General features: G+C 66.3%; 7 protein-coding genes. 5 read left to right on the top strand and 2 right to left on the bottom strand.

The annotated features are described in order from the left end of the window. Window positions 1-77 precede the first annotated feature (77 nt). The 4 genes from AX708_RS08990 to AX708_RS08975 all read left to right on the top strand — a co-directional run bounded on the left by AX708_RS08990 (window position 78) and on the right by AX708_RS08975 (window position 2,856). Complete coding sequence (locus AX708_RS08990; RefSeq protein WP_066532005.1) at window positions 78-512, top strand: glycine zipper 2TM domain-containing protein; 435 nt, start codon at window positions 78-80, stop codon at window positions 510-512. Window positions 513-579: 67 nt separating this feature from the next. Next, a complete protein-coding gene (locus AX708_RS08985) occupies window positions 580-1,389 on the top strand; it encodes an SDR family oxidoreductase (RefSeq protein ID WP_066532002.1) in 810 nt (269 codons plus the stop codon). Then, the gene (locus AX708_RS08980; RefSeq protein WP_066531999.1) at window positions 1,386-2,114 is read left to right on the top strand and encodes a cytochrome b/b6 domain-containing protein; all 729 of its coding nucleotides are present in this window, start codon (window positions 1,386-1,388) and stop codon (window positions 2,112-2,114) included. Before AX708_RS08985 ends, AX708_RS08980 begins: the two co-directional genes overlap by 4 nt. Then, entirely contained in the window at window positions 2,107-2,856 is a 750-nt protein-coding gene (locus AX708_RS08975; protein WP_066532016.1) for a molybdopterin-dependent oxidoreductase, read from the top strand. The genes AX708_RS08980 and AX708_RS08975 overlap by 8 nt, the downstream gene beginning before the upstream one ends. A gap of 6 nt (window positions 2,857-2,862) precedes the next feature. On the opposite strand, the gene AX708_RS08970 is transcribed toward AX708_RS08975, so the two are convergent. Continuing rightward, a complete protein-coding gene (locus AX708_RS08970; RefSeq protein ID WP_066531991.1) occupies window positions 2,863-3,303 on the bottom strand; it encodes a DUF1801 domain-containing protein in 441 nt (146 codons plus the stop codon). An 82-nt stretch (window positions 3,304-3,385) separates the two neighbouring features. Between AX708_RS08970 and AX708_RS08965 the strand changes: the two genes are divergently transcribed. After that, complete coding sequence (locus tag AX708_RS08965) at window positions 3,386-4,612, top strand: cyclopropane-fatty-acyl-phospholipid synthase family protein (protein WP_066531984.1); 1,227 nt, start codon at window positions 3,386-3,388, stop codon at window positions 4,610-4,612. On the opposite strand, the gene AX708_RS08960 is transcribed toward AX708_RS08965, so the two are convergent. Beyond that, on the bottom strand, window positions 4,609-5,970 hold the full coding sequence (locus AX708_RS08960) for an acyltransferase (RefSeq protein ID WP_066531981.1): 1,362 nt from the start codon (window positions 5,968-5,970) through the stop codon (window positions 4,609-4,611). The genes AX708_RS08965 and AX708_RS08960 overlap by 4 nt on opposite strands. Window positions 5,971-6,149: the final 179 nt, after the last annotated feature.

The raw sequence follows: 6,149 nt of genomic DNA, 5'->3' as shown, positions 1-6,149 counted from the left end.
GCCCGCCCCTTCCCCCGCTGGCGGGGCAATGCCAGCCATACCCTTACGAACGCAGGCAAACCGAAAGGAGAACTGCCGTGAAGAAGTTTGCTCTCGTCCTCGCCGCCGGAGCTATGACGCTGCCGATGGCGATCCCCGCCCAGGCGGCACCCCTGCCGCAGGCCGCGCCCGTCAATGCCTCGGCCTATGCCGGGTTCGAGGCCGGCTCGCTCCCGACGAACGATGTCGCCGAGCACCGCAAGCGCAAGAAGCACCGCATCTATGACGAGCGCGGCCGCTATTACGAGCCGCGCCGCCTCAGCCGCGGCGACCGGATCTGGCGCGATGGTGACCGCTATTACTGCCGCCGCGACAACGGGACCACAGGCCTCGTGATCGGTGCAGGGGTCGGCGCACTGCTCGGCCGCACGATCGACACCCGCGGCGACCGCACGGTCGGCACCCTCCTCGGCGCGATCGGCGGCGGCCTCCTCGGCCGCGAGATTGACCGCGGGGAGCTGCGCTGCCGCTAAGCCACCACAGGGCGCGCGCGCCTCTCCCCGATTGAAGCGCGCGCGCCCCCCTGTTAGCGCTGCTGTCATGGCCCTCTCCCCCGACAGCAGCGCACCCCTTCCCTCTCGCCCCGCCGTTCTCGTGACCGGCGGGGCGACGCGTATCGGCGCCGCGATCGTGCGCCGCTTTGCCGCCGCGGGGTGGCACGCGGTGATCCATTACAGACGCTCGGCCGCCGCCGCCGAAGCCCTGGCCGCCGCGCTCCCGAGTGCCGAGACACTTCGCTTCGACCTTGCCGACGACGACGACGCCCTCGCCGCAATCACCGCTCTTGCCGCGCGCACGCCCGGATGGCGCTGCCTCGTCAATTCCGCGTCGGTTTTCGATTACGACGGCGTAACCGGATTGGACCCGGCAACGAACCGGGCGGCGATGCAGATCAACGCTCTTGCCCCGGCCCGGCTCGCCCAAGCCTTCATCGCTTTGACAGCGGACGGCGAGGCTGTGCGCACCGTGATCAACGTCACGGACATGAAAATTGAAAATACGAACCCCGATTTCTTCAGTTACACCATGTCCAAACACGCGCTGGCAGCCACTATCGGCATGCTGGCCAAGGGGAATACGGTGGACAACGTCAGGGTTTACGGCATCGCGCCCGGCGCGATCCTCGCCAGCCATGACCAGCGCGAGGAGGAGACCGAGATCTCGCACCGGTTGAACCTCCTCGGCCGCAAGACCGGCGCTCACGAAATTGCCGACGCGGCACTGTTTCTGGCAGGCGGCGCGCTCGCGAGCGGGCAAAGCCTGTTCGTCGACAGTGGCCAGCATCTTATGGACCAACCGCGTGATGTGATATGGCTTGCTCGTGAGCAGGCCCAAAGGGGAATTGCATGAAGAAGCACGCGCTCTCGACCCGTCTGTGGCACTGGGTGAACGCGATCGCGATCATCGTGCTGTTCATGACCGGGCTCAACATCTCCAACGCCCACCGGCACCTCTACTGGGGCCACTACGGCTTCGATGCCAATGACGCCTGGCTGCACGTGATCCGCTTCCCGGGCTGGGCGACGATCCCGGGGCACTACAACCTCGCCCTCGCGCGCGACTGGCATATCACGATGGCCTGGCCCTTCGGCATCGGCGTGCTCTTCATCTGGGTCGCGATGCTTTGGAACGGCCACTTCCGCCGCGATCTGATGACCGCGCCGAAGGACTGGACGCCGGGTGCGGTGATCGCCTCGATCAAGGCGCATTCGGGCGCAGGCGCGGGCGCGCATCACGGCTACAACTCGGTCCAGAAGATCCTCTATGGCGGCGTCTTCGGCGTGCTGCTGCCGCTGATGCTGCTGAGCGGGCTGGCGATCAGCCCCGGTTCGGGCGGCTATGCCCCGTGGCTGATCGACCTGTTCGGCGGCCGCCAGAGCGCGCGCTCGCTGCACTTCATCGCCGCCTGGGGCATCTTTGCCTTCTTCGTCATCCACATTGTGCTGGCGGTCACCGACTGGCGGCTGATCCTCGAGATGTTCACCGGCGGCAAACGCCCGGCCGAACCTGCTCCTCCCCAGCCCGAACCCGAACCCGTCCCCGCCGCCGATGAAGGAGTGCCCGCCCATGGTTGACCTGCCGCGCCGTTCGCTGCTTGCCGGCATGGCCGCCCTCGGCGCCTCGGCCTGCGCCAAGATCAACGACAGCGAGACCACGAAAGAGGTGTTCAAGGCCGCCGAGGACGGACACCGCGTCCTCCACCGCGCGCTCGCGGCCAAGCAGGGGCTCGTCAAGGAGTTCCGCCCCGATCAGCGCTCGCCCACCTTCCGCGGAAATGGTTCGGTCACGGTCGCCGATCCCTTCTATCAGGACCAGCTCGCCAAGGGCTTTCCCGACTGGAAGCTCGAGGTGAAGGGGCTGGTCGAAACCCCGCTGGCGCTCAGCCTCGCCGAGGTGAAGGGCCTGCCCCAGCGCACCCAGATCACCCGCCACGACTGTGTCGAGGGCTGGAGCGCGATCGGCGAATGGCAGGGGGTGCAGCTCGGCCACCTGCTCGACATGGCCAAGGTGAAGAAGGAGGCGAAGTTCATCGTCTTCCGCTGCGCCGATCTCTACCACGGCAAGCCCTATTACGAGAGCATCGACATGGTCGATGCCTATCACCCGCAGACGATCATCGCCCACGCGCTGAACGGCGAGCCGCTGCCGGAAAAGAACGGCGCGCCCTACCGCATGCGGATCGAGCGGCAATTGGGATACAAACAGGCCAAGTACGTCCAGGCGATCGAGGCGGTCACCAGCTTCGATAAGATCGGCCAGGGAGGCGGCGGCTTCTGGGAGGATTTCGCCGGCTACCAGTGGTACGCAGGGGTCTAGGCGCGACTAGTCTTCCGGAAATATCCGCAGCATCGTCGCCCAATCGGCGGCGATGATCTCCTCCAGCACCGCCAGGTCGATATCGGCAAGCTTGTTGACGTACAGACAGCTCTTGCCGGTAGTGTACTTGCCCAGCCGCATCAGCTTTTCATCCCGTCCCGCGCCGGTGACGGGATCGCAATAGCCCCCCATGAAGTAGAGCGAATGCTTGGCCTTTCTCGGCGAGAACCCCGCCCGCATCCAGTGCACATCGCGGCCACTATCATAAGTTGTGGAATATTCGCCGTAGCCGATGATCGTCGGCCCCCACATCTTGGGCGTCTCGCCGGTCACCTTGCGGAACAGGGCGTCGAGCACGCGCGCATCCTCTCGCTTGGCGGGCGGTTCGATGCCCTCGATGAAGGTTTCGACTGCAACATCGGTGATCGTCGTCTTCGCGTCGCCCATCTTTCGCCTCCAAGTCGATGATTTTGCGAAAGCCGCCTCTCCGGCTTAGCCTACCCTCGCCAGCATCCTAGAAAGGAGCCTCATGAGCAAGTCTCTCCTCGACCGTTTCCTGTCGCGTGCCGTCAAGCAGGGCCGCCTTGGCATCGTCTTTGCCGACGGCTCGGCGAGCACCTATGGCGCAAGTGCCGAGGGCTTTCCCGAAATCGTCCTGCGCTTCACCGACAACGCCGTCCCGCGCGACATCATCCTCGACCCCCGCCTGGGCGCGGCCGAGGCCTTCATCGACGGGCGGCTGCTGATCGAGGAAGGCGACGTGATGGGCCTTGTCGGCCTGCTGCGGATGAACGGACCGTGGGAACGCGGGAACGACAACCTGCGCCCCGGCGTGCTGAAGCGCTTCATCAACACCGCCGCTTTCGCCGCCGAGCAGATCAACAACCGCGTGGGTTCGAAGAAGAACGTCGCGCACCACTACGATATCGGCAATGATCTCTACGCGCTGATGCTCGATGCCGAGCATTGGCAATATTCCTGCGGCTACTGGCCCGAAGGCGTGACCACGCTGGGCGGCGCGCAGGAGGCCAAGCTCAAGCACATCGCGAGAAAGCTGCATCTTTCGCCCGGGCAGGACGTGCTCGACATCGGCTGCGGGTGGGGCGGGATGGCGATCCATCTGGCCAAGAACCACAATGTCCACGTCACCGGGATCACCCTGTCCGAAGAACAGGCGGCCCTTGCCCGCCAGCGGGTGCAGGCGGCGGGCGTGGCGGACAGGGTGACGATCCTGCTCGAGGATTACCGCGACACCGCTGCCAGCGGCCGCCGGTTCGACCGGATCGTCTCGGTCGGCATGTTCGAGCATGTCGGCCGCGCGCAGTTCGAGACCTTCTTCGAGGCTTGTGCAAGGATGCTGGCCGATGACGGGGTGATGCTGCTCCATACCATCGGCCGCTTCGGCGAGCCGGGCACCACCGACGCCTTCACCCGCAAATATGTCTTCCCCGGCGGCTACATCCCGGCGCTGTCCGAGACGGTGGCGGCCTCTGAGAAATTCCGCCTGATCGCCGCGGACGTCGAGACGCTGCGGCTCCATTACGCCCGCACCATCCGCGCCTGGTATGCCAACTGCATGGAGCACAAGGACAAGATCATCGCGCTCTATGACGAGAAGTTCTTCCGGATGTGGACCTTCTACCTCGCGGGCGCGGCAACCGTGTTTGAGCACGGGGGGATGGGCAATTACCAGATCCAGTACATCCGCAGCCGCCATGCGGTGCCGATCACGCGGGATTATCTGCTGAAGGGCTAGCCCATCTCGTGCGCGCCGGGGCGCTGGCGCGGGCGGTAGACCGGGCCGAAGCCCATCATCGCCGCCCCTGCCAGCGGGAGCGCCACCACCCACCAGCGGATGCCCGAAAGGCTGTCGGGGCTGGTGAGAGTGAGCCCCGCGGTCGCGCCCAGCCCCGCACAGATCGCCAGCACGCCGAGCACCGCGCGCAGTCGCGGCACGGTGCGCCCGCCGCGCACCGGGCCGAAGCTGCGCTCATGCCGCGCGAAGATCCCGATCAGCGGCAGCAGCGCGATGATGTAGACCGCGATCCAGATCGGGCGCGTTGCCCACCACTCGCCCGTCCCCGGCACCGGGCCGAGGCCCCAGCCGCCCAGCAGCAGCCAGTCGACCGTCATCACCAGCACGAAGGCGGTCAGGTGCCACAGGTAGACCGTCATGATCATCCCGTTCATCAGCACTGTCGCGGTCCAGACGGTGACGCTCTCGAGCATCCGCCGGCCCGCACGCTCCAGCGCCAGCACCAGCCCCACCTGCACGCCGCCCAGCGCGAACAGCGCGAGCGTGGGCGGGAGCGAGTTGGAGAAGCCTCCGGGCGCGGAGACCATCGAGACGGGGTAGAAGCCGAAGACGGTGATCCTGACTAGGATCGCCAGCGACACCGCGAAGAAGCCCCAGGCGAACCACGCCTTGTCGAACTTGCCCGCCCGCCACGCGAAGCCCAGCTGGTGGATCGCGAGGAACACCCAGAGGAAATTGGTGAAATTGACGTAGGGGACCTTCATCGTGAAGGTCAGCCAGTCGGTCAGCATCGCGAGCGGCACGAACAGCGCAAAGCTCCCCCACCCCAGCCGGTCCCACAGCCGCTGGGCAATCGGCGTGAAGGCGGTCACCAGCAAATAAACCGCGAGGAACCAGACCGGGATCAGCGCCGCCTCGGTCGCCATGCGGATCTGGGTGCGCGGCAGGCCGACCTGCGTCATCACAACCGCGAGCCCCGCCCACAGCAGGAGCACCGGGAAGGTCGGGGTGATAAGCCGCTGCACCCGGCTCGCCAGCCAGTCGCGGTAGACGCCCGCCTGGTCGGCAGCGGCCTTCCGTGTCGTCGCCTCCCAGCTCACCTGGTTGGCGTAGCCGCCGACGAGGAAGAACACCGGCATCACCTGAAAGCCCCAGGTCAGCCAATGCGCCCAATCGGAGACCGACAGCAGATCGCCGCGCCGCAATTCTCCGGCGGCGTCGATGTAGAGCCCAGCCATCAGCCAGTGGCCGAAAACCACCGCCATGATCGAGATCGCCCGCAGGAAATCGACCCAGCGGTTGCGCTCCGGCGGGGTCATCACCGCCAGCTCGCGCGCCTTGCTCCACATCTGCAGCATTCTTCGACCCCCATAGGCTGCCGCGCAGGGCATTGCCTTCGCGCACGCCATATCAGGTAGTTCTTAGCAGCCGATTGCCAAGATGCGGACAGATGCGCGCTGCTAATCGCCGGCCGCGAGCGACTGAGCACGGAGCGCAAGACTGGCCGAAACGGCCGCAGTCAGCGGCGGTGCGGCAC

Source organism: Erythrobacter sp. CCH5-A1, from assembly GCF_001557115.1.
GTDB lineage: Bacteria > Pseudomonadota > Alphaproteobacteria > Sphingomonadales > Sphingomonadaceae > Erythrobacter.
This window is presented reverse-complemented; position numbering and strand designations above follow the sequence as displayed.